This window comes from Stenotrophomonas sp. GL_111 (genome assembly GCF_057835245.1).
On record NZ_CM174421.1, the window covers coordinates 4,007,862 to 4,027,883 of the forward strand.

General features: G+C 66.8%; 21 protein-coding genes and 2 tRNA genes. 12 read left to right on the forward strand and 11 right to left on the reverse strand.

Features of this window, described 5'->3' with window-relative positions; genetic code table 11:
• Positions 1-109: 109 nt before the first annotated feature.
• The 6 genes from yccS to AC3IPM_RS17800 all read left to right on the forward strand — a co-directional run bounded on the left by yccS (position 110) and on the right by AC3IPM_RS17800 (position 6,481).
• Entirely contained in the window at positions 110-2,287 is a 2,178-nt protein-coding gene (gene yccS, locus AC3IPM_RS17775) for a YccS family putative transporter (protein ID WP_489301569.1), read from the forward strand.
• Between the two features lie 159 nt (positions 2,288-2,446).
• Positions 2,447-3,241 (forward strand): SDR family NAD(P)-dependent oxidoreductase, encoded by a 795-nt coding sequence (locus AC3IPM_RS17780; RefSeq protein WP_489301570.1) that lies wholly within the window; start codon positions 2,447-2,449, stop codon positions 3,239-3,241.
• An 87-nt stretch (positions 3,242-3,328) separates the two neighbouring features.
• Entirely contained in the window at positions 3,329-5,218 is a 1,890-nt protein-coding gene (locus AC3IPM_RS17785) for an MFS transporter (RefSeq protein ID WP_489301571.1), read from the forward strand.
• A 164-nt stretch (positions 5,219-5,382) separates the two neighbouring features.
• Positions 5,383-5,673: a CD225/dispanin family protein gene (locus AC3IPM_RS17790; RefSeq protein WP_489301572.1), complete on the forward strand. Its 291-nt coding sequence runs from the start codon at positions 5,383-5,385 to the stop codon at positions 5,671-5,673.
• Between the two features lie 42 nt (positions 5,674-5,715).
• Positions 5,716-5,994: a CD225/dispanin family protein gene (locus AC3IPM_RS17795; RefSeq protein ID WP_489301573.1), complete on the forward strand. Its 279-nt coding sequence runs from the start codon at positions 5,716-5,718 to the stop codon at positions 5,992-5,994.
• Between the two features lie 58 nt (positions 5,995-6,052).
• A complete protein-coding gene (locus AC3IPM_RS17800) occupies positions 6,053-6,481 on the forward strand; it encodes a DUF2752 domain-containing protein (RefSeq protein ID WP_489301574.1) in 429 nt (142 codons plus the stop codon).
• Positions 6,482-6,502: 21 nt separating this feature from the next.
• On the opposite strand, the gene ampE is transcribed toward AC3IPM_RS17800, so the two are convergent.
• The 5 genes from ampE to AC3IPM_RS17825 form a co-directional block, all read right to left on the reverse strand.
• Complete coding sequence (ampE, locus tag AC3IPM_RS17805; protein WP_489301575.1) at positions 6,503-7,396, reverse strand: regulatory signaling modulator protein AmpE; 894 nt, start codon at positions 7,394-7,396, stop codon at positions 6,503-6,505.
• Positions 7,397-7,509: 113 nt separating this feature from the next.
• The gene (nudC, locus tag AC3IPM_RS17810) at positions 7,510-8,415 is read right to left on the reverse strand and encodes an NAD(+) diphosphatase (protein WP_489301576.1); all 906 of its coding nucleotides are present in this window, start codon (positions 8,413-8,415) and stop codon (positions 7,510-7,512) included.
• Between the two features lie 69 nt (positions 8,416-8,484).
• Complete coding sequence (erpA, locus tag AC3IPM_RS17815; protein ID WP_489301577.1) at positions 8,485-8,874, reverse strand: iron-sulfur cluster insertion protein ErpA; 390 nt, start codon at positions 8,872-8,874, stop codon at positions 8,485-8,487.
• Between the two features lie 46 nt (positions 8,875-8,920).
• The gene (locus tag AC3IPM_RS17820) at positions 8,921-9,382 is read right to left on the reverse strand and encodes a bactofilin family protein (protein ID WP_489301578.1); all 462 of its coding nucleotides are present in this window, start codon (positions 9,380-9,382) and stop codon (positions 8,921-8,923) included.
• A gap of 4 nt (positions 9,383-9,386) precedes the next feature.
• Positions 9,387-10,139, reverse strand: a complete 753-nt coding sequence (locus AC3IPM_RS17825) for a DUF6776 family protein (RefSeq protein WP_489301579.1) — start codon at positions 10,137-10,139, stop codon at positions 9,387-9,389.
• Positions 10,140-10,322: 183 nt separating this feature from the next.
• Here AC3IPM_RS17825 and AC3IPM_RS17830 point away from each other — a divergent pair, with 183 nt between their 5' ends.
• Genes AC3IPM_RS17830 through AC3IPM_RS17840 form a run of 3 tightly spaced genes read left to right on the forward strand, consistent with a single transcriptional unit; the run spans position 10,323 to position 15,145 of the window.
• Complete coding sequence (locus AC3IPM_RS17830; RefSeq protein WP_489301580.1) at positions 10,323-10,952, forward strand: DUF4126 domain-containing protein; 630 nt, start codon at positions 10,323-10,325, stop codon at positions 10,950-10,952.
• Between the two features lie 45 nt (positions 10,953-10,997).
• Positions 10,998-12,863 carry an EAL domain-containing protein gene (locus tag AC3IPM_RS17835; RefSeq protein WP_489301581.1) on the forward strand — a complete coding sequence of 622 codons (1,866 nt, stop codon included), beginning with the start codon at positions 10,998-11,000 and terminating at the stop codon, positions 12,861-12,863.
• A 2-nt stretch (positions 12,864-12,865) separates the two neighbouring features.
• Positions 12,866-15,145 (forward strand): response regulator, encoded by a 2,280-nt coding sequence (locus AC3IPM_RS17840; RefSeq protein ID WP_489301582.1) that lies wholly within the window; start codon positions 12,866-12,868, stop codon positions 15,143-15,145.
• Between the two features lies 1 nt (position 15,146).
• Here AC3IPM_RS17840 and bfr read toward each other — a convergent pair whose 3' ends face one another.
• The 3 genes from bfr to AC3IPM_RS17855 all read right to left on the reverse strand — a co-directional run bounded on the left by bfr (position 15,147) and on the right by AC3IPM_RS17855 (position 16,698).
• Positions 15,147-15,617: a bacterioferritin gene (bfr, locus tag AC3IPM_RS17845; protein ID WP_489301583.1), complete on the reverse strand. Its 471-nt coding sequence runs from the start codon at positions 15,615-15,617 to the stop codon at positions 15,147-15,149.
• Between the two features lie 110 nt (positions 15,618-15,727).
• Positions 15,728-15,937, reverse strand: a complete 210-nt coding sequence (locus AC3IPM_RS17850) for a (2Fe-2S)-binding protein (RefSeq protein WP_026070525.1) — start codon at positions 15,935-15,937, stop codon at positions 15,728-15,730.
• 125 nt (positions 15,938-16,062) lie between these two features.
• A complete protein-coding gene (locus AC3IPM_RS17855; protein ID WP_489301584.1) occupies positions 16,063-16,698 on the reverse strand; it encodes an RNA pyrophosphohydrolase in 636 nt (211 codons plus the stop codon).
• Between the two features lie 120 nt (positions 16,699-16,818).
• Here AC3IPM_RS17855 and AC3IPM_RS17860 point away from each other — a divergent pair.
• Positions 16,819-16,895: transfer RNA gene (locus AC3IPM_RS17860), tRNA-Met, on the forward strand.
• 59 nt (positions 16,896-16,954) lie between these two features.
• Positions 16,955-17,028: transfer RNA gene (locus AC3IPM_RS17865), tRNA-Gln, on the forward strand.
• A 259-nt stretch (positions 17,029-17,287) separates the two neighbouring features.
• Here the strand turns inward: AC3IPM_RS17865 and rpsI are convergent.
• Positions 17,288-17,680: a 30S ribosomal protein S9 gene (gene rpsI / locus AC3IPM_RS17870; RefSeq protein WP_017354549.1), complete on the reverse strand. Its 393-nt coding sequence runs from the start codon at positions 17,678-17,680 to the stop codon at positions 17,288-17,290.
• 2 nt (positions 17,681-17,682) lie between these two features.
• Positions 17,683-18,111: a 50S ribosomal protein L13 gene (rplM, locus tag AC3IPM_RS17875; protein WP_038685795.1), complete on the reverse strand. Its 429-nt coding sequence runs from the start codon at positions 18,109-18,111 to the stop codon at positions 17,683-17,685.
• A 179-nt stretch (positions 18,112-18,290) separates the two neighbouring features.
• Between rplM and coq7 the strand changes: the two genes are divergently transcribed.
• A complete protein-coding gene (gene coq7 / locus AC3IPM_RS17880; RefSeq protein ID WP_489301585.1) occupies positions 18,291-18,935 on the forward strand; it encodes a 2-polyprenyl-3-methyl-6-methoxy-1,4-benzoquinone monooxygenase in 645 nt (214 codons plus the stop codon).
• A 290-nt stretch (positions 18,936-19,225) separates the two neighbouring features.
• On the opposite strand, the gene speD is transcribed toward coq7, so the two are convergent.
• Entirely contained in the window at positions 19,226-20,020 is a 795-nt protein-coding gene (speD, locus tag AC3IPM_RS17885; protein ID WP_019185315.1) for an adenosylmethionine decarboxylase, read from the reverse strand.
• Positions 20,021-20,022: the final 2 nt, after the last annotated feature.

The following is a 20,022-nucleotide window of genomic DNA, read 5'->3' on the forward strand; positions in this document are numbered from 1 at the left end:
CCCCAGGGAGTGCCGGCCGCTGGCCGGCATTGCCGTCGGCAATCCGATTGCCGGTGTCCCCTTCACCTGCCACACGCAATAATGGGCCGCCCCCGTACGCCGAGCCCGCATGACCGCCCGAGACTCCCGCCTGAGCCGCCTGTGGGCGCACGAAAAGGCCAGCTATGGCTTGCGGGTGTTCATTGCGTTGTCCGTGGCCATGGGGCTGTGCTGGTACCTGGACGATCTGACCGCGCTGCCCGGGGTGTTCCTGGGCATCATCGCCAGCGCCATCGCCGAAACCGACGACAACTGGTGGGGCCGGACAAAATCGGTTGCGCTGTCACTGCTGTGCTTCGTCGCCGCGGCCGCCGCGGTGGTCGAACTGTTCGCGTGGCCCTGGCTGTTCATCGCGGCACTGGCCGTCTCCACCTTCGGCCTGACCCTGCTCGGCGCACTGGGCGAGCGCTATGCCTCCATCGCCCAGGCCACCGTCACCCTGGCCATCTACACCATGATCGGGCTGGAGCAGCACGGTGCCAGTGACCGCGCCCAGGCCCTCGTCGCGGTCAGCCACCTGCTCGCCGGCGCACTCTGGTACGGCCTGCTCTCGATCCTGTGGACGGCGTTGTTCGCCAACCGTCCCGTGCGCGAACGCCTGGCCCGCCTCTATCTGGAACTGGGCCGCTACCTGCAGCTCAAGGCCGACCTGTTCGAACCGGTGCGCGATGCCGACGTGCAGCAGCGCCAGCTCGCCCTGGCCGAACAGAACCGGCGCGTGGTCGAGGCCCTCAACATCGCCAAGACCGCCATCCTGGCCCGCTTCGGTCGCTCCGGCCGGCCCGGCGTGCAGTCCGGCCTGTACCTGCGCATGTACTACATGGCCCAGGATTTCCACGAACGCGCCAGCTCCTCGCACTACCCCTACGGCGCGCTGACCGAAGCGTTCTTCCACAGCGATGTGCTGTACCGCTGCCAGCGCCTGCTCGCCCTGCAGGGCGAGGCCTGTGCCAACCTGGGCCAGGCCATCCGGCTGCGTCGGCCGTTCCAGTACGGCGAGCGCACCAAACAGGCCACCGCCGACCTCACCGACTCGCTGACCTGGCTGCGTGCACAGGGCAACCCGCAATGGCAGCGCCTGCTGTCCTCGCTGGACCTGCTCGGCCACAACCTGCAGAGCATCGAACGGCGCCTGTCCGAAGCGGCGCAATCCGAATCCACCCTGGACAACGTCGATACCCGCCTGCGCGACACCAACCCGCACACCCTGCGCGAAATGGGCGTGCGCATCCGCCAGCAGCTCACCCCCGGCTCGGTGCTGTTCCGGCACGGTCTGCGCATGGCCCTGGCGCTGGTGGTGGGCTTCGCCGCGATCCGCCTGTTCAACGCACAGAACGGTTCCTGGGTGCTGCTGACCATCGTGTTCGTGTGCCGCCCGCACTTCGGCGCCACCCGCCAGCGCCTGGCACAACGTATCGCCGGCACCCTGATCGGGCTGGTGCTGACCTGGGCATTGCTGCAGCTGTTCCAGGACCTGCGCATCGAACTGCTGATCGCACTGTTGTCGGCGCTGCTGTTCTTCTTCACCCGCAGCGACCGCTACTTGGTGGCCTCGGCGGCGATCACGGTGATGGCGCTGACCTGCTTCAACCTGATCGGCGACGGCTTCCTGCTGATCTGGCCGCGCCTGATCGATACCCTGCTGGGCTGTGCGATCGCCGCGGCCGCTGCCTTCCTGATCCTGCCCGACTGGCAGGGCCGGCGCCTGAATCTGGTGATGGCGCGCGTGCTGACCAACTGCGCGCGCTACCTGGATGCGGTGCTGGGCCAATACGGCAGCGGCATGCAGGACGACCTGGCCTACCGCATCGCGCGCCGCGACATGCACAACGCCGACGCGGCGCTGTCCACCGCGCTGTCCAACATGCTGCGCGAGCCCGGCCACGTGCGCCGCAACCTGGATGCCGGCTTCCGCTTCCTGGCGCTGTCCAACACCCTGCTCGGCCATCTCTCGGCATTGGGCGCGCACCGTGCGCAACTGGACAGTTACGCGCAGGATCCGCTGGCGTTGTCCGGCGGCGAGCGCGTGGAACAGGCGATGCAGCAGATTGCCGCCGCGCTGGAACAGCGCGAGCCGGTCGCCGAGGAAGCGAACGAGGGCGACCGCGCCCTGGCCGAGCAGCTGGAACAGATCACCGATGCGATGCCGCCCAAGCTGCAGCTGATCCGTACCCAGATGGGCCTGATGCTGCGGCTGCTGCCCAAGCTGCGCAGCGCCGCCAACGAGGCCGCACGCACGCTGCGCTGAGCTGATGAACCGCACGCGCGGCCGCGTGCAATGCAACGTTGCAGCATCCGCACTGGTCCAGGCCGGGATGCGTCCCGATCTGTTCCCTGTGCCCCATGCGCGGCCACCACAGGGGGCCGCGCAGACTGGGGCTGCCCTTCCCGTTCAAGGATCCGCCCCATGCAGCTCAATCTCTCCGGCAAGACCGCCCTGGTCACCGCCTCCACCGCCGGCATCGGCCATGGCATCGCCCACGGGCTGGCCGCCGCCGGTGCGCAGGTGGTCGTCAACGGCCGCAGCCAGGCCTCGGTGGACAAGGCGCTGGCCACGCTACGCGATGCCCTCCCCGATGCCCGCCTGCTCGGCGCCGCGGCCGACCTGTCCGACGCGGCCGGCGTCGACACCCTGCTGGCCGAACTGCCGGCGGTGGACATCCTGGTCAACAATGCCGGCATCTTCGGCCCGCAGGACTTCTTCGACACCGACGACGCCACCTGGGAGCAGTACTGGCAGACCAACGTGATGTCCGGCGTGCGCCTGTCGCGCGCGCTGCTGCCTGGCATGGTTGAACGTGGCTGGGGCCGGGTGCTGTTCCTGTCTTCGGAATCGGCACGCAACATTCCCGCCGACATGATCCATTACGGGGTCACCAAGACCGCGCTGCTCGGCCTGTCGCGCGGGCTGGCCAAACGCGTCGCCGGCAGCGGCGTCACCGTCAATGCGGTGCTGCCCGGCCCGACCCTGTCCGACGGCTTCGCCGCGATGATGGAAGAAGAACGCGTGCGTACCGGCAAGTCACTGGAGCAGATCGGCCGCGAATTCGTCATGGCCCACCGCCCCAGTTCGGTGATCCAGCGCGCGGCCAGCGTGGAGGAAGTGGCCAACATGGTCGTGTACCTGGCGTCCCCGCAGGCCTCGGCGACCTCCGGGGCCGCCCTGCGCGTGGACGGTGGGGTGGTCGACGACATCGTCTGAACCACACTGGCAGCGCCGCCCCGGCGGTGCTGCGATGCCCGGGCAACGGCGACAGTGCTAGGCTGCGCCGGTTCGCAAGGAGTTTCCATGTCCGGCCACAGCCAGTTCGCCCTGCTCAAGCAGCGCCGTTTCCTGCCGTTCTTCATCGTGCAGTCGTTGGGTGCCTTCAACGACAACGTGTACCGCCAGGCCATCATCGGGCTGCTGTTCTACCTGGGCGTCAGCCAGGCCGAACAATCGCTGTACACCACGCTGGCGCCGGCCATCTTCATCCTGCCCTACTTCCTGTTCTCCGCCCTGGCCGGGCAGATCGCCGAGAAACTGGAAAAATCGCGACTGATCGTGATCACCACCACGATGGAGATCGTGATCATGTCGCTGGCCGCGGTCGGCTTCCTGACCCAGAGCATGCCGATCCTGCTGATCGCGCTGTTCTGTACCGGCCTGCAATCCACCCTGTTCGGCCCGGTCAAATACTCGGTGCTGCCCTCGGTACTCAAGCCGGAAGAACTTACCGGCGGCAATGGTCTGGTCGAGATGGGCACCTCGATGTCGATCCTGACCGGCATGATCAGCGGCGGCATCATCTTTACCCTGGCCGGCAGCTTCGGCCCGGTGGTAGCCGCCACGGCGGTGATCGCGCTGGCCATCTTCGGCAACATCACCGCGCGGATGATCCCCAAGGTGGATGCCGGTGCGCCGGACCTGAAGATCAACTGGAACCCCATCCCCGAATCGCTGGCGGTGCTGCGCCTGGCCCGGAAGCAGAAGGCGGTGCGCAACGCCATCCTCGGCGTGTCCTGGTTCTGGTTCGTCGGCACCATGCTGACCTCGCAGCTGCCCACCTACGCGGTGGTCAACCTGGGCGGCGAGCCCACCCTGTACATCTTTGCGCTGGCGCTGTTCTCGGTGGGTACCGGGGTCGGTTCGCTGCTGTGCGAAAAGCTGTCCGGGCGCACCGTGGAAATCGGCCTGGTACCGCTGGGCGCCTTCGGCATGACCGCCTTCATGCTCGACCTGTATTTCGCGCGCGCCGGCACCGCCACGGCCGCCGGCCTGAGCGTGTCAGCCTTCGTGGCCGCACCGGGCAGCGTACGCATCATCATCGACCTGATCGGCATCGGCCTGTTCACCGGCTTCTTCGTGGTGCCGCTGTTCGCGCTGATCCAGAGCCGCACGCCGAAGTCGGAGATGTCGCGCGTGTTTGCCGCGCTCAACATCCAGAACTCCGGCTTCATCGTCGGTGCGGCGATGATCGCGCTGGCCACGCAGAAGTTCCTGCACTGGACCATCCCGCAGCTGTTCCTGGCACTGGCCATCGCCAACGCCGTGGTGGCGATCTACATCTTCACCATCGTCCCCGAATTCCTGATGCGCTTCCTCAGCTGGGTGATGGTGCGCACGCTGTACCGCCTGCGCGTGCATGGCATCGAAGCCAACGTGCCCGACGATGGCGCCGCGCTGATCGTGTGCAACCACGTCAGCTACATGGATGCGCTGATCCTGTCGGCGACGATTCCGCGCCCGGTGCGCTTCGTCATGTACTACAAGATCTTCAACATTCCGGTGATGCGCTGGATCTTCCGCACCGCCAAGGCGATCCCCATTGCCGGTGCGCGCGAGAACCCGGCGCTGATGCAAGCGGCCTTCGACGAGGTCGACAAGGCGCTGGCCGAGGGCGAACTGGTGTGCATCTTCCCGGAGGGCGCGTTGACCAAGGATGGCGAGATGGCCGCGTTCAAGTCCGGCGTCGAGAAGATCCTGGAGCGCCGCCCGGTGCCGGTGGTGCCGATGGCGCTGCGCGGCATGTGGTCCAGCATGTGGAGCCGGCGCGATACCCGGCTGGGCCGGATGCGCGTTCCGCGCCGGTTCCGCGCCCACGTCGAGGTGGTGGCCGGCCCCCCGGTGGAGGGTCAACAGGCCACCGCCGAGACGCTGGAAGCACGGGTGCGCACACTGCGTGCCGACCAGGCCTGAGCGCGTGACCGGGCTGGAAGCGGCCTGGGCCAAGCGTGCGTAGCCGCGGCCAGGCGATGTAAACGCATACATCCACCCACAACATCGGGTAGATTACCCCCCCATAGGGGGTGTCTTCCGGCATTTGGCGATGCTGGACGACCACCAAAGGAATGGAGTTGCACTTGAATCACCCGCCACCACTCAACCCGCCGGCCGTCGTGGTCCCCAACTATCTGGTCTGGGCGATCCTGACAACGCTGTTCTGCTGCCTGCCGCTGGGCGTGGTGTCGATCGTGTATGCCGCGCAGGTGGACGGCCGCCGTGCGGCCGGCGATCTGGAAGGGGCGTACGCTGCTTCACGCAAGGCGGGTTGGTGGGCACTGGCTTCCGCGCTGGTCATGCCGATCCTGTTGCTGTTGTGGTTCGGCCTGTTCGGTGGCATCGCCGTGTTGGGCGCTCTTTCCGACCTTTGATTCACCCACGTTCAATTCACCTAAAAAAACGGAGCTTCACCCATGAACGCCACTGCCCCGCAAGTCCCCAACAACCTGGTCTGGGCCATCCTGACCACCCTGTTCTGCTGCCTGCCGGCCGGCATCGTCTCGATCGTCTATGCCGCTCAGGTCAATGGCAAGCTGGCCGCCGGTGACGTCGCCGGTGCGCGCGAATCCTCGGACAAGGCCAAGAAGTGGGCCATGTGGTCGGCCATCATCGGTGTTGTCGGCATCGTGCTGTACGTGATCTTCATGGTCGCCCTGGGCGGCATGGGCGCGATGAGCGGCTCCAGCTACTGATCCAGCGCATGGCCGGGTCCAGCCCCCACCGGGGCCTGGGCCCGGCTGTTCCATCGCAATGAATCTGTCTCTTCCGCCACGCCTGCAGCGCTGGATACCGTCGGCCGTCGCACTCGGTCTTGCGGCCGGTGCCACCGTGGTGCTGCGCAACGTCAGCCCCTATGCCAGCAACAGTCCGCTACCGGGCTGCCCGCTGTACGCGCTCACCGGGTTGTACTGCCCCGGCTGCGGCAGCACGCGCTGCCTGTATTCGCTGGTCCACCTGGACTGGCAGGGCGCACTGGCGATGAACCCGTTGATGGTGATCTCGCTGCCGTTCCTGCTGCTGATGCTGCTCAACGGCGCCGGCGTGCGCATGCGCGCGCTCGATCCTCTGCTCCGGATTCTGGCCAGCCCGACCTTCTGGTTGGTCCTGCTGGTCGGCTACGCCATCGCCCGCAACCTGCCCTGGCCACCGTTCTCCTGGCTGGCTCCGGTCTCGGGCTGATCGCCCCGGCAGATCGTGCGGTTACGCCACCCAGCCTGCAATCACCAGCAACGCCAGCGCGGCCATCCACAGCAGCAGCATCCGCCAGACCAGGCTCATCGCATCGCGCAGCTCAGGCAGGCGACGCCATACCGGCACCATGCCGGCATCGCTGTAGTCATGCGCATCTTCGCGCAGTTCCGCGCTCACGCTGGCGCGCGCCACCGCACCCAGAAACCCGGTGGAGGCGACCCAGCGGTTGCCGTGCGCCTCGCGCCAGGCCTTGAAGGCGGTGTCGAAATTCCCCACCAGTGCCATCGACAGCGACATCAGCTGCGCCACCGGCCACTCCAGCCACGACAACGCGGCGCGTGCACCGGCCACGGTCTCAACGGCCGCCAGCGAGCGCAACGGGCCTTCGGCCAGCAACGCCAGCAGGCGGTAGGCCAAAGCGCCTACCGGGCCCAGCAGCAGGAACCAGAACAGCACCGCGAACCAGCGCCGCAGCGCGTTGAGCACGGTGGCCTCGACCAGCGAGGGCACGTCTTCGTGCAGGCTGCCTCCGGCGGACTGGAGTTGCGCGATGGTGGCGTGCCGGGTCGGCGCGTCATCGGCATCGATGATCGCCTCGACATCGCGATCCAGGTCACGCGGGCCCCAGCAGATCACCAGGGCCGCGATGCCCAGCAACAACGAGGGCAGCCCGAACAGGCGGTCGTGCGCCCACCATTGCACCAGCAGCAGCACCAGCACGAACGGCAGCAGCGCCAGCAGCCAGCCCTGGCGGCTGCGCCAGAAGCCGGTTTCACCGGCACGCGCGCCCAGCCATTGCAGCCAGCGCCGGTACAACCCGAAGCGCCGCAGCGCTACCGCCGCGGCAGGCGCGACATGGCCCAGGGCCAGGGCGACCAGCACGGCGACCAGGGTGGTGAACATGTATGCCTCCGCGCGGTTTCTGGCCGCTACTATGCCTTGCGGCCCGGCAATTCCCCGGGCCGTTGGTAATGTACGCTGCCGCGTGTTCAGCCAGCGGCAACGCGGCGCCCCGGTCAGCCCACCTGTTGGCGGTACCAGTGCTCGATCAGGCTGCGTGAAATCGAGATCGGCGGCGACAGCCGGATCCCCTCGCCGTCGTCTTCAACATCGCGGGCCAACGCGGCGCCAACCTCTTCAACACTGAACCAGCGCGCGTCCTCCAGCTCGCCGTCCACGGTCGGCACGTCGTCTTCGGCGGTGGCGCTGAAGCCCAGCATCAGTGCGCCCGGGAACGGCCAGGGCTGGGTGCCCAGGTAGCGGCACTCGCGCACGCGTACCTTGCTCTCCTCGAACACCTCGCGGACCACGGTCTGCTCCAGCGACTCGCCGGGCTCGACGAAACCGGCCAGCACCGAATAGCGCCGCGGCGCCCAGTTGGCCTGGCGGCCCAGCAACAGGCGGCCGTTGTTTTCCACCGCCACGATCACGGCCGGATCCACCCGCGGATAGTGCTCGGTATTGCACTGCGCACAGCGGCCGATGAAGCCGCCACGGGTGAAGGTCACCGCACCGCCACAGACGCCGCAGAAGCGCGTGCGCGACTGCCAGTACGACATGCCCCGGGCATAGCAGAAGGCGCTGGCATCGGCGGCCGACCAGCTGTTGGCCGACTCGCGCAGGTCCACCCGCTGGGGCGCGGTCACGGTGAGGGCGGCGGCTTCCTGCGAGAACCAGGCGCGCCCTTCGCGCAGGCCGAGGAAGATCGCGGTCCCCGGGCCACCACCGACCTGCGCGCCGGTCAGCGCCAGCGGCTGGCCGTCCTCGCCCGCCAGCGCGCGGCCATCGGCGTCGAGCACCAGGATGTGCGCGTCCGGCCACAGCCGCGACAACGCATCGGCGTCATCGCGCAGCGTATCGGCGCGTTCGAGTGGGTGGGTGGTGAAGGCGAAACCGGAGAGCGGCGAAGAAAGTAGAGACATCGCTAGAGCCTGCCCACATTCGACGACAGTGGCAAGCGGCATCGCTCCGTGTGGACCGATGCGGCCCCCTTACATGCTGAAACTGCTACCGCAGCCGCAGGTGGTCTTGGCATTCGGATTGCGGATCACGAACTGCGCCCCGGTCAGGCTCTCGGTGTAGTCCACCTCGGCGCCCATCAGGTACTGCAGGCTCAGCGGGTCCACCAGCAGGGTCACCCCGTTGGTGTCCACGGCCAGGTCATCCTCGGCGCGGTTCTCATCGAACTCGAAACCGTACTGGAAACCCGAGCAACCGCCGCCCTGGATGTACACACGCAGGGCGAGCGAAGTGCTGGCCTCGTCCTGGATCAGTTCCTTCACTTTGGCCGCAGCGGCTTCGGTGAAGTTCAGGGGACGGTCCAGCGATTGGTAGTTCGGCGCGGCCGCGGGTGCGCCGGGCAGGGAAACAAGCGTGCTCATGCCCCCAGCATGGGGGTGCATGGGCACGCTTTCAAGCCGTGGCCGTTCAGGCCATGGCTTCGGCGAGCTTCTTGCGGGCCGCCCCATCCTTGCCGTTGCTGGCGCTGTCCTCGGCCGGCGCCGGCAGGGCCATCTGCTGGGCGCTGGCGTGGATCAGGCGGCCGGTCAGCTGGGCACCGGCGTTCATCTCCACCACCTGGTAGTGGATGTTGCCGGTAACCCGTGCGGTCGGGGTCAGTTCGACCTTCTCGCTGGCATGGACATCCCCGTCCAGCCGGCCACTGATCACCACCACCTGGGCGCGGATCTCGCCCTCGATGTTGCCCTGCTCGGCCAGGGTGATGGTCGCGTTGGCGGCGCCTTCCTGGGCGATCACCTTGCCCAGGATGGTGCCTTCCACGTACAGGCCACCGCTGAATTCCACATCGCCGCGGATCACCACCTGCGCGCCGATCAATGCGTCCACGACCAGATGTCCGTCGCGGTTGGATTTGTTGCTGCCAAACATGGGCTTACTCCCCTTCTTTCGCCGATGGTGCAGCCGGTGCTCCGGCCTGCTTCCAATCAAAAACCTGGGTGGCGCCCCCCGCGCCCGATCCCAGCGTGACCCGCACACGTTGCGGGGTGAAGTCTTTCGGCAGGATGACGCTGCCGGTGAGCTGCTGGAAGTACCGGAAGGAATACTCCTGGCCCGGCACCTTGGTGCGCTGGTGCAGCTCGTCCCAGCTGACCGAGGTCAGCTTGCCGCCTTTGACGCCCTCGACGGTGAAACGCATCTGGCCTTGGCTGATCGCGCCACGGTTCAGGTTCTGGGTCAGCACCACGGCGTACTGCCAGGTGCCACCGGTTTCCGGCGAGAACTCGATGGAATGGGTGTTCAGGCCCTTGCGCTGGCTGGTCGCCCCGACCAGGCGCTCATAGAAGGCCACGTCGGCACGCAGGCCGGCGATTTCCTCGTCGCGTTCGCCCAGCGAGGTCTGCACCTCGTTGTTGGCGGCGCGGCTGATGCGGTCGGAGGCTTCGGCCGTGGCCTGCTTCTGCTGCAGCTCGACCACCTGCTGGTTGAGGGTGTTGGCACGCTTTTCGGCGGCGCCCAGCTGGGTGCCGACGTCGCCGCCCGGGCTGCCCAGCCAGCGCCCCAGCAGCACCGCCAGGATCAGGGTGACCAGCCAGATCCCGGCCAGAATGGCCAGGCGGCGGCGATCCTGCACGGGCGGCGTACCCGGCCGGCGGATCTGGATACGGGAAGGTGTTGGATTGTTCATGGCGGATGTCCACGGCAGCGCGCTTGGCGATACCGGCACGGCCCCTGTCGGAACGAACGACTGGCTAGTGTAAGTCAGGGTTGGCGCAATTGACGTGTCGGCCGGGGTGGCCGGCGGTGGCGTTCATCGACGTCATCCCCGATAGTGTGGGCCTGTGCACACTTTTCAGCCGGAGCGCGTGCCATGACCGAAGCCCATCTGTTCGTTGTCGGCATCCTGCTGGCCTGGCTGGCCGGCATCCGCGTGTACCTCACCGTGTTCGGCGTCGGGCTGGCCGGCCTGCTCGGCTGGGTCGACCTGCCACCGGCCCTGCAGGCCACCGAATCGTGGTGGGTGCTGGGCACCTCGGCCGCGCTGGCCGTGGCGGAATTCGTGGCCGACAAGATTCCCGGGGTGGACTCGGTCTGGGACCTGGTCCAGACCCTGGCGCGGGTCCCCGCCGGCGCCTTCCTGGCGGCCGCCACGTTGTCGCCCAACGGTGAACTCAGCGGCACCGCGCTGGTGGCCGGGGCCGGCGTGGCGCTGGCCAGCCATGGGCTCAAGTCCGGCACCCGCGCGCTGCTCAACACCTCGCCGGAACCGGCCAGCAACTGGGTCGCCTCCGCCGCCGAAGACACCGTGGTGGTCGGCGGCCTGGCCCTGGCGCTGGCACACCCGTGGGCGGCGTTGATCGTGGTGGTCGGCTGCAGCCTGGTCGGTGCACTGGTGGTCTGGCTGGTCTGGCGCGCCCTGTGGAAAGGCATGCGCTGGCTGCTGCGGCAACCGGCCAATGCAACGGCCAGCCTCGCCAACCGCGACGCACTACCACCGTAACCTACGGCGTGCACTGCATAATTGCGCCGCAGACTGGGAGTACTGATGGCCGTCCACGAAAACGCTGTTGCATCCACCCGCGCCTCGCGCGCTGAAACCCCGCCGGCCGACCATTGGCAGCGCTGGGTCGGTACGGCTGCGCCGCCGGCGGCGCCGAGCAACGTGGTTCCGTTGACGCCGGGCGCCGCCATCACCGGCGCGCCACCGCCGCCGTTGCCGCCGCTGGCCAGCGACGAGGCCCCGGCTACGCCGCTGAGCATGGATGCGCCCTACCGCGTGCTGATCGTCGAAGATGATCGCTCGCAGGCCCTGTTCGCGCAGAGCGTGCTGCACGGTGCCGGGATGGAGGCCGTCGTGCACAGCGATGCCGAAGGCGTGCAGCAGGCCATCGCCGAAAACCGCCCCGACCTGATCCTGATGGACCTGCACCTGCCCGGGCTGGACGGCATGCGGCTGACCGCACTGATCCGTCAGCAGCCGGGCCAGCAGCTGCTGCCGATCGTGTTCCTCAGCGGCGACCCCGACCCGGAGCGCCAGTTCGAGGTGCTCGACAGCGGCGCCGATGACTTCCTCAGCAAGCCGATCCGGCCGCGTCACCTGATCGCGGCCGTCTCCAACCGGATCCGCCGTGCCCGTGCGCAGGCCGCAACCCAGCCCGGTGCCAATGGCGCCCCGGCGATGAACAATCCCGAGACCGGCCTGCCCACCCGCCACCATGTGATGCAGCAGTTGGCGGCCTCGCTGGCCCATCGCGACCAGGGCGGCCTGTTCTTCATCGAAGTAGCCAGTGCCCTGGGCCTGCGCGAGCGTTACGGCTATGCCGCGTTCGAACGGCTGATGGTGCAGGCCGCGCAGCGGCTGGCCGACAGTGCGCATCCGCACCTGCTGGCGCGCCTCAACGACAACAGCTTCCTGGTACTCGCCCGCGGCGCCGATGAAGAGAGCCTGGATGTGATCGCACAGAACCTGCGCGAGCAGCTCTCCACGCGCGCCTTCGTGATCCGCGACGACGAATCGGTGCACCTGCGCGGCGTGGTCGGGCATGCGCAGCTGTCACCCGGTTTCAGTGATGCCGGCAGCGCGCTGGAGGCCGTCGAACGCACCACCCTGCAGGCGCGGCTGCTCAGCGCCGGGGTTGCCGCACATGTCCGCCGCGAGGATGTCGCCGCGCAGGAACACCTGGCCCTGCTCGAAGGCCAACTGGAACTGGCCTACCAGCCTATCGTGGCCGTGGCCGGCGGCAACACCGCGCAGTACCAGGTGCTGCTGCGGCTGCGCCAGGCCGATGGCAGCGTGCTGGCCGCCGGCCAGGTGATTCCCGCCGCCGAAGCCGCCGGGCGCATCGCCGACCTCGACCAGCAGGTACTCGACCATGCGTTGGGCCTGCTGGATCTGTACCGGCATGCCACCCAGCCGCTGCACCTGTTCGTGTCGCAGTCGCTGCGCACGCTGGCCCGCGACGCCTTCGCCGACTGGCTGCTGGAATCGCTGGAACGCCGGCAGATCGCTGGCGACAAACTGATCATCGACGTGCGCCTGCCCGATGCGCTGATCCACACCGTCACCCTGCAGCAGTTCTGCACGCGCATGAGCGCTGCAGGCGTACGTTTCTGCCTCAGCCAGTTCGAACCCGGCGGCGAAGCCAACGCCCTGCTGACCCAGCTGCCGTTGTCGTTCGTGCGCATGGCCGCGCGCTTCTCCAGCAGCCATGCCAACCAGCAGACCCGCGATGAACTGCGCGGCGCCATCGAGCTGGCGCACCGCGCCGGGCTGCAGATCATCGGCCAGCAGATCGAAGACCCGCAGGCCGCCGCGGCGATGTGGATGGGCGGGGTCGATTTCATCCAGGGCAACATGGTGCAGTCGGCCGGCAGTGATCTGAACTTCGACTTCCACAACGCGGTGCTGTGAACATGACCACCCACGGACGGGTTCCCTTCAGCCTGTGGCTGGCCGCAGTGGCCGCTGCCGTGGCCGCCTCCGCCGGCGCAATGGCGGCCACCGGTGCGAACGGCCCGTGGCCGGCCATCGCCGCAGGCACCGCCGTGCTGGCGGTGATCGCCAGCCTGACTTCGGTACGGCACTGGCGCGATCAATCCGCGCGACAGCTGCAGCTGCAACGCCGCGGCGATGCGCTGGCCAACGAGCGCGACCAGCTGCAGCGCACGATGCAGCAGCAGGACAAACTCGAACAGGAGCTCCTGCAGGCCAAGCAGGCCGCTGAAGCGGCCGCATTGGCCAAGGGCGAGTTCCTGGCCACCATGAGCCATGAGATCCGCACGCCGCTCAACGGCATCCTGCCGATGCTGGACCTGATCGCCGGCGGCCAGCTCGGCGAGGATCAGCGGCAGATGCTGCAGACGGCCACCATCAGTTCGCAGCAGCTGCTGCGCATCGTCGATGACATCCTCGATTACTCCCGGTTGGAGGCCAAGGGCCTGGACCTGGAGATCACCACGTTCAACCTGCGCGAACTGCTCGAAGGCCTGGTCCAGCTGATGCAGCGCAGCGCCGAAGCCAAGGGCCTGCAGCTGTCGCTGGAACTGGACCCGTCCGTGCGCCTGTCGGTCCGCGGTGATCCGGTGCGGCTGCGCCAGGTGCTGGGCAACCTGCTGGTCAACGCGATCAAGTTCACCGAGCGCGGGCAGATCCGCCTGCGCGTGCTGCGCCAGGGTGAAACCAGTGCCCAGCACCAGCTGCGCTTCGAAGTGATCGACAGCGGTATCGGCATCGACGATGCGCTGCAGTCGCGGCTGTTCCAGTCCTTCAGCCAGGCCGATGCCTCCACCACGCGGCTGTACGGCGGCACCGGGCTGGGCCTGGCCATCTGCAAGCGCATCATCGACCTGATGCACGGCCACATCGGGGTCAGTTCCATCCCCGGCCGCGGCGCCACGTTCTGGTTCGAGATCCCGCTGCTGAAAGTCATCGGTGACCTGCCCGCGATGGGCAGCACCAGTACCCGTGCGCTGCTGGTCAGCGACGATGCGCTGCTGGGGCAGCGCCTGGAGCGGGTGCTGGAGCACCATGACATCCGCCTGCACCTGGTCGACAGCGCTTCGGCCGCCCTGGACATCCTGCGTGCGCCGCAGCGCCCGGGGATCGAACTGGAGCTGGTCTGGGTGATCGCCGATACCGACGCGCTGCGCCATGGCGCCACCGCGCTGCATCGCGCGGTGGTCCACGACGGCCGCACGCCACCGCCGCGTCTGCTCTGGCTGCAGGGGCGCGATGCGCTGGCGCCGCTGTTGTACACCGATGCCATGCAGCTGCCGCGCGAAGCCAACGATGCCGAGCTGCATGCGCTGCTGCGCCCGGCCACCGCCAGTGCACGCCCTGCCCCGCTGTTGGCCGAGGTCGACGCACGCGCCGCCGAACGCGACACCGTGCAGCTGGGCCTGCGCCTGCTGCTGGTCGAGGACAACAGCACCAACCTGCTGGTGGCCCAGCGCCTGCTGCAGGTGCTCGGGTGCCAGGTCAGCACCGCCAACGACGGCGAACAGGCGCTGCAGCAACTGCAGACGCAGCACTTCGACCTGGTGCTGATGGACTGCCAGATGCCGGTGCTGGACGGCTACCGCGCCACCACGCAGTGGCGCGCGCATGAAGCGCGATCGGGCATGCCGCGGCTGCCGATCGTGGCGATGACCGCCAACGCGATGGCCGGTGATCGCGAACGTTGCCTGCAGGCGGGCATGGACGATTACCTGTCCAAGCCGGTCAACCGCGACTCACTCCAGGCCTGCCTGCAGCGCTGGCAGGGCGATGGGTCAGCCACGCCGATGCCGCCGGCACTGCCCACCGCAATGCCGTCGCAGGACGACGACGCACCGCCGACGGTGCTCGATACCAGCGTATTGGATGAACTGCAGGAAGTGATCGGGGCGGAAACCGCGCGCATCATCGGCGTGTTCCTGGACGACAGCCCGCCGCTGATCCGGCAATTGCAGGACGCCTCGGTGGCCGCCGACCTGGACCAGCTGCGCGCGCTCGCGCACAGCCTCAAGTCGGCCAGTGCCAATGTCGGTGCCAGCGCGCTCAGCGCGGCGGCACGGCGGATCGAACATGACGCACGCGCCGGTACGTTGGAGCGCCCCGCCGTGGCGGTGGCGCTGTTGATCGCCGAGTTCGCGCGTGCGCGGATCGCGCTGGCCGGTTATCAGGCCAGCCTGGGCGTTCCGCTGCAGGACTGACTCAGTCTTCGATCTTGGTCAGCAGGTAATTCGGTTCGCCGATGCGCTCGATCAGGTCCAGCTGGGTTTCCAGCCAATCGATATGCTCTTCCTCGGACTCGAGGATCTTCACGAACAACTGGCGGCTGACGTAGTCGCCGATCGAATCGGCATAGGCCACCGCCTCACGCAGCGTCACCACGCCGTCGCGCTCCAGGCTCAGGTCGCACTGCAGGATCTCGGCCGGGTTCTCGCCGATGCGCAGCTTGCCCAATGCCTGGAAGTTCGGCAGGCCTTCGAGGAAGAGGATGCGGTCGGACAGGACGTCCGCATGCTTCATCTCTTCGATCGATTCCTTGTACTCGTGGTCGGCCAGTTCCTTCAGCCCCCAGTTCTTCAGCATCTTGGCGTGCAGGAAGTACTGGTTGATGGCGGTCAGCTCGTTGTAGAGGACCTTGTTGAGGAATTCGATGACCTTGGCGTCGCCCTTCATGAGCTTGCTCCTGCTGCGTGGAAACGCCGGCACTGTAGCGGCTTTATCCGTCGCATGAAGGAACGCGAATCGTGCTCACTTGCGCGTGCGGCGCAGCGCGCGGAGCGACCTCAGGCGACCTGGGCCAGGCCGAGGACCGGCAGCGGCAGATCGTGGGTGGCGCGAGCCTTGGCCAGCAGGTCGGCCGCCATGTCCAGGCAGGAACCGCAGGTGGCACCGCAGCCGGTGCGCATGGTCAGCTCGGACACGCTCGCGACACCGCTGTGGGCGGCTTCACGGATCTGATGGTCGGTAACCCCGTTGCAGATGCAGACGTACACGTGCGGACTCGGCAGGCAGGCCAGAAATGGCCTGCCGCTATTCCAATCGAAACGAGAATGGTTGTCAATTTCGAAGCTGAATCATTCTCGATACGGTTCATGCACCCGCATCGAGACGCCCGGGATCAGGGTGTCCCGGGCTCGGCCTTGGCCTTGCGCGGCCAGTAGCCACGCTTGCTGGAGGACGGGCTGGGCGTGCGCTTGCGCGGCCGGTCGTGGCCGGCGGCGTTGCCGGGCATCCAGGCCTCCTGTGCGGACTTGGGCATCGATTCCACCCCCGTCCCCGCCACCCCCCGCGCCAATGGCGCCAGGTGACGCAGCGCGCGGGCATAGACCCCCCGCTTGAACACCACCACATGTTCGACCGGGTACCAGAAATCCACCCAGCGCCACTGATCGAACTCGGGGCTGTCGGTATGGTCCAGCGTCACATGGGATTCGTCACCGGCCAGGCGCAGCAGAAACCAGACCTGCTTCTGACCGATGCAGACCTGCTTCTCATTGCGGCGGATGGCCCGTGCCGGCAACCGATAGCGAAGCCACCCCGGCGTGGCACCGAGCACTTCAACATGCTCAGGCAACAACCCGGTTTCTTCGTGCAACTCGCGATACATGGCTTCAACCGGCGTCTCGTCGGTATTCATGCCGCCCTGCGGGAACTGCCAGCCATCCCGGCGCACACGTCGTGCCCAGAATACCTGCCCATCCTGCCGCATCAGCACAATACCGACATTCGGTCGGTAGCCGTCCGGATCGATCACGATGCGGACTCCTAGAAAAATCTACTGGTCGGGACTGTGCCACGCCCGCTGCCCACTCACAAGCGCGGTGAAAAAGTGTTGACAGAACCCGCAGACATCTCCAGAATTACCGGCTCCCTAGGCTATGTAGCTCAGCCGGTTAGAGCACAGCACTCATAATGCTGGGGTCGGTGGTTCGAGTCCACCCATAGCCACCAAGTTCGTTACGTTGAGCTTGGTTTTGTAGGGAAAAAGTGCAATACTTGCACGCACATTTTGCCCCGTAGCCAAGCGGTAAGGCACCTGACTCTGACTCAGGCATCGGTGGTTCGAATCCATCCGGGGCAGCCAAATAAAACAAAAAGGCCTGATCGAAAGATCAGGCCTTTTGTTTTATTTGGTGCGGCGAACGAAACCCACGGTAGTGCCGGCCGCTGGCCGGCAACCACGGAACGTACCCATCACCCGTGGGGCTGCCGGCCAGCGGCCGGCACTACCGAAGCACAGCCACACCCCGCTCCGCCCCACAAACGACAAAAGCCCGGCCGAAGCCGGGCTTTTGCTGTCCTCCCAGCGGGATCCCGAAGGATCCCACGCCAGGCGCGATGGATCAGCGCTTGGAGAACTGGGTGGCGCGACGTGCCTTGTGCAGGCCGACCTTCTTACGCTCGACTTCACGGGCGTCACGGGTCATGAAGCCAGCCTTGCGCAGCTCGGACTTCAGGGTTTCGTCGTACTCGACCAGCGCACGGGCGATGCCCAGACGGATCGCACCGGCCTGGCCGGTGGTGCCGCCGCCAGCGGCGGTGACCATGATGTCGAAGCTTTCGGTGTTCTTGGTCAGTTCCAGCGGCTGACGCACGATCATGCGTGCAGTCTCACGGCCAAAGAACTCGTCCAGCGGACGGCCATTGACGGTGATGTTGCCGGCACCCTTGCGCAGGAACACGCGGGCGGTGGAGGACTTGCGGCGGCCGGTGCCGTAGTTTTGAGTGATAGCCATGATTAGATATCCAGAACCTGAGGCTGCTGAGCGGCGTGCGGGTGCTCGGAACCCGAGTACACCTTGAGCTTGCGGTACATGGCGCGGCCCAGCGGGCCCTTCGGCAGCATGCCCTTGACGGCGGTCTCGATGACACGCTCCGGGTGGCGCTCAAGCGCCTGGGCCAGAGTTTCGGTCTTCAGGTTGCCGATGTAGCCAGTGAAACGGTGATACAGCTTGTCCTGCAGCTTGTTGCCGGTGACGACAATCTTTTCTGCATTGATGACAACCAGGTAATCACCGGTATCAACGTGAGGGGTGTAGACCGGCTTGTGCTTGCCGCGCAGACGGCGGGCCAGCTCGGTGGACAGACGGCCCAGCGTCTTGCCGGAAGCGTCGACGAGATACCAGTCGCGCTGGACGGTCTCGGACTTTGCAGTGAAAGTGCTCATGAAAGAACTCAAGTAGGTCGGGCTCATTACGGCCATGGAGCGGCCGGAACTCTGCCACGCGTTGTGAAGAGGCGGGATTGTACCGGCCACCCCCTCCACATGCAAGCCGGCCCCCTGCCCGGCTTGGCACACCGGCCCGGGAGGGCGAGAATCGTTCATCCCCCGCTGCTGCCCCACCGATGACCGCGACCCGCCAGATCACCCCGCTCGACCACCTGCTCACCGAAGCCCAGCGCGCGCTGGACACGGTGTTCGGCAACCCGCCGGCCAGCCGCCCCTACCCGGCGCAGGCCACCCCGGACGTACAGATGGCCGCTGCCGAGCGCCGCCATGCGGCCGGGCTGATGCGGATCAACCATGTCGGCGAGGTCTGTGCCCAGGGCCTGTACTTCGGCCAGGCGGCCGTCGCCCGCGAGCCGCAGACCCGCGCCCACCTGCTCGATGCCGCCCAGGAAGAGACCGACCACCTGGCCTGGTGCGCCGAGCGCCTGCGCGAGCTGGACAGCCGGCCCAGCCTGTTCAACCCGATCTGGTATGCCGGCAGCTACACCATCGGCACTCTGGCCGGCCTGCGCGGCGATGGCTGGAACCTGGGCTTCGTGGTGGAGACAGAGCGCCAGGTGGAGGCCCACCTGGACGAGCACCTGGACACCCTGCCCCCGGCCGACCTGCGCAGCCGGGAGATCCTCAAGGTGATGAAGGTCGACGAAGCCCGCCACGCCGAGCACGCCGAACATGCCGGCGCGCGCAAGCTGCCGTTCCCGATTCCGTCGGTGATGGCGCTGGCCTCGGCTGTGATGAAGACCATCGCTTACCGCTTGTAAGCGGGTGGGGTGTGCGTGGTTGCCGGCCAGCGGCCGGCACTACCCGGGAGGGCCGTGCACCGTTGCTTGCGGCAGGAGGATTTCGCGCACCTATTGTTAACGTCTGGTGACGAATACCTGCGGATGGACCGCCGTCCAATAACGTAAAACGGCCCGGTGTTTTCACACCGGACCGTCGTTGATCGCTGCCGTGGAACCCGGTTTTGCGCAAACACCGGTTCCACAGGGCGGGCCATCCCGCCTGGACGAGGCCGCCCGGAACGCATCCGGCACGACCCTTCGCCACTGTATTACTCGGCCAGGTTGCGCCCGTGGAACAGCTCTTCGATCTCACGACGCAGCAGCGCCTCGATCTTCATGCGTTCCTTGAACGACAGGTTCTTGGCCTTCTCTTCGAACAGGTACTGGTCCAGGTCGAAGTCCTTCAGGTGCATCTTCGTGTGGAAGATATTTTCCTGATAGACGTTGACGTCGAACATCTCGTAACGCGACTTGATGTTCTTGGCCAGGAAGTTCTGGATCGAGTTGATCTTGTGATCGATGTAGTGCTTCTTGCCCTTCACGTCACGGGTGAAGCCACGCACGCGGTAGTCCATGATCACGATGTCCGATTCCAGACTCTCGATCAGGTAGTTCAGCGCTTTCAGCGGCGAAATAACGCCACAGGTAGCCACATCGATGTCGGCGCGGAAGGTGGCGATGCCTTCCTGCGGGTGCGTTTCCGGATAGGTGTGCACGGTGATGTGCGACTTGTCCATGTGCGCGACCACGGCGTCGGAGATCAACTCCTTGCCGGCCTGCTTCTTGTCGATCACCGGCTCTTCCGAGATCAGGATCGTGACCGAGGCACCCTGGGGGTCGTAGTCCTGGCGGGCCACGTTCAGGATGTTGGCGCCGATGATTTCGGCGACGTCGGTAAGGATCTGAGTCAGCCTATCGGCGTTGTACTCTTCATCAATATATTCGATGTAACGCTGACGCTCCTCTTCGGTGCGGGCGTAACAGACGTCATAGATGTTGAAGCTCAGCGCCTTGGTGAGGTTGTTGAAACCCTGCAACCTCAGGCGAGGCAACGGCTTGACCACGG